This window comes from Pseudanabaena biceps PCC 7429 (assembly GCF_000332215.1).
Classification (GTDB): Bacteria; Cyanobacteriota; Cyanobacteriia; order Pseudanabaenales; family Pseudanabaenaceae; genus Pseudanabaena; species Pseudanabaena biceps.
The window spans coordinates 1-3,294 of the sequence record NZ_ALWB01000332.1; the positions used below are offsets into that span (position 1 = coordinate 1).

General features: G+C 42.4%; 1 protein-coding gene. It reads left to right on the top strand.

Going from position 1 to position 3,294, the window contains the following annotated elements; translation table 11 throughout:
- Positions 1 to 463: 463 nt before the first annotated feature.
- Positions 464 to 3,294, top strand: a 2,831-nt coding sequence (locus tag PSE7429_RS21840) for a hypothetical protein (RefSeq protein WP_009629554.1), incomplete at its 3' end; no start/stop codon positions are given.

The window sequence follows — 3,294 nt, forward strand, 5'->3', positions numbered from 1 at the left end:
GATCTTTTTTGTATCTTTTATTAGATCAGATCTAGAGTGATCGATGTATGCTTAAATTGCAGTTTTTTATCTACAGGAGATTACTTACCTAGTTTTCTACCTTTAGACATCAAAAAAGCCAGTGCTTGGAACCACTAGCTCTTTGACTACCTGAAGGTATCTATTAAATTTAATATCCGAAAATGGACAGGCGTTGCTTTGAGCGGCAATTTTGTTCAGTGCTTTCTTATATCTTAACGCAAGATATAAGTTTAGCAATAGTTTTTGCTGCGAATTTTTTTAATTTTTTGCAAAAGCCAATAATTAATTATTGAACTGAATTCAAAAAATCTGTCTGTTTTCTGATTGAAGTCGCTACAAATACTACAATCAGGACAATCTAGATGTTTTTAAATTTGTATCTCTTGCAGGAGCAGATCTTTGTTGAGATCTTCTTTGGCAAGCATCGAGGAGGTCAAAAATAATGACTTCCTTAAATAACCAGTATTCTTCCAGAAAGTTTTCACCAACTAAGTCGAATAATCCTTGCCCAATCTGCGATGACATCAAAGGTAAATGTCGAGTTGCCTCCGATAACCAAGATTTTGTCCTCTGCATGACCCATCCCAGCGATGTCAGTCTGGCGGACTGGAAATATCTGGGCGAAACCAATGGCAGTTACTTTGCGGGTAAATATGTTAGAAAACACCCCGAAGCCGATTCGGATCGTCAAGAACGTCGTGACAGAAATTTAAAACTACGGATTGCGCAACAAAAGGCGAAGCGGGATGGGTTGGCGAAGTTGCCCGATGCTGTCCAGCGCGATCGCCTTTATCAAGGTTATTTACACAAACTTGATCTAGAAAGTTTAGATAAGACTGATTTAGTAAGTCGTGGCTTGTCTGATGCTGAAATCAAAAATCTGGGAGCTAAATCAACTAATTCTGGCTATATTCTGCCAATTAAGAATCCTGATGGCAAAATTCTCGGTTTTCAAATCCGTTTACGTGATGCAAATTCAGGTCGCTATCGTTGGCATAAACCTTTTGGAATCTCGGCACAGCAGCAAAATGGGGAATTACCCCTCGCCTTTCATGGTGATGTTCAGGTTAATTGTCAGCGTGTAGTTTTAGTTGAAGGGACAGGCGTTAAGCCCTATCTTGCGGCTAAACGGCGGGATTGTGTGGCGATCGGTGCTTCGGGCGGTCAGTTTGTGGCTAGTAAAGAAACTTTACAAAGTTACCTTGACGAGATTGGGGCTAAGCCTGATGTGACTCGGTTGGAATATGCGATCGATGCGGGTGATACTGCGAACCCCTCAGTGATGCGTCGCCATGAGAAAAATCTTGATTTTCTGGCTGAGCTAGATTTTGCAGTTGATGTTCTCTGGTGGGGTCAGGTTGCTAAAACTGACAATGATATTGATGAACTATCTATTGATGCAACAATTCAGCTTTTGACAGTTGAGCAGTTTTTCCAAATTGCTAATTATCAGCCTAAGCCTAAATTTTCACCGTTCCAGTGGTTGAAGGATAAGATTTTTCCGAAAGATAAGGCTAAGGGTTTTGCTAATAAGGTTAAGCGATCGCTTCAATCGTCATTACCCCAATTTGAATATGAGTCAGGAAAAAGGCTAGAAACTTGGCGAGATTCATTATTAACTCACAAACATGTCCTTGATGCTTCAGCGACGGGTACGGGTAAAAGCTATGATGCGGGGCGCTTACGTCCTGATTTATTTGATGGTGTTGAAAGGATCATCTATATATCTAATGATTCGCGCAATGTTACAACTTCCACTTTGCAGGATTGGGCGATTCTGCCTGCTCGTCACAATGGCTTGACTCATAAATCAGGGAAATTACGTCGTGCTAAGTCGGGCGAGTCTTTAGATACTCAGGCAAATTGCTCTCGTACTGGGGCGATCGCTGCTCTGCGCGACAAGGCGATCGCTGATACCAAGATTATTTGCGAGACTTGCCCTTTACTCAATGCTTGCCGTGGTAGTTCGGGTGATGGGTTTGGCTTTAAGCATAAACGGGCGATCGCTTTTAATTCTAAAATCCTGCGATCACACCCAATGAGTTTGCCTAGTCCCGCTGAGTTTGATTACTCGAAAACTTTGCTGGTATGGGAGGAGGTGTCAGAAAGTTTGACAACGATGCGTCAGATTTCGGTTGGTCGTGAGGATGTAGATCGGGCGATCGCTGTGATTTCTCGCTCTAGTCTTGTCCATAAGCAGCAAATCATTGATGTTCTAAATAAGTTGCATGGGTTATTGGCTGATAAGTCCTATCATGGTCTGGATTTTCATGGGATTAAGTCTGCTATTCCTGAAATTATTGATACGACTTTGCTGGCGGATTTGCTAAAACCAGATCTCTCAATTCTGGATACGGTTGATGGGATTGCAGATTCTGAGTTTGAAAATGTTAAGGGTAGGGATAAGCGCGAGTTGGCTAGGGTTAATTCTTTGCTGAAGCACGCGACTACTCTTAATAGTCATGAAATTGAGAAGAAGATTGACCGTGAGGTTTTGAAGCAGTGGTTGGTTGAGTTTTTGGATATTCTTACTGGGGCGATCGCTCATGGGGATTTGCATATTCAATATGAGCGGTTAACGGTGTCTCTTTTGGATGAGCGCTTGCGCGATATTGCTCATAGGTCGGTGGCTAATCTTTATCTGGATGCGACGATTGATGTGACTGATCTGGAAATGCGGCTTGATGCTCCTGTTCATAGGATTAAGCAAGCTGGTGAATTGGTGATACCGCCGATTTTTCAGGTGCATAATCTGGGGCGTTTGGGGTTGCAGCGTCGTGAGGAAAAGATGGCTAAGGTTGAGGCGATTATTGCTCATCTTGTCAATCTTGATCCCACTACTAGGGTGATTGATTTTAAAAAGTTTGCCAAGAGTCAAGATGGTTTTTGGTTCCGCGATTCTCGTGGTTCTAATGATTTTAAAGATGCCAAAACCTTTGTAATTGTCGGGACTCCCTGTGCCAATATTGCGATGCTTCGTGCTGATTATGTGGCGATGACGGGGTTACATCCTGTGGATAAAGATCCTGCTTTTGCGGCGTTTATCGATCGCCATATTTTGGCTACCGTTATGCAGTGTTTTGGCAGGAAGGCGGGCGATCGCTTTAATCAGGGTGATGTTATTTACTTTTTGTCGGATTTTGATCTGGGTGATATTTCCCATACTCTAATTAAGTCTGGGGATATTACTCCTGATGCGATGTCTAATTTGGAGCTTTTACAACTCAAGGTATCTCAGGTGATTAATTCTGTTACCGATGGTGGATTTGATTT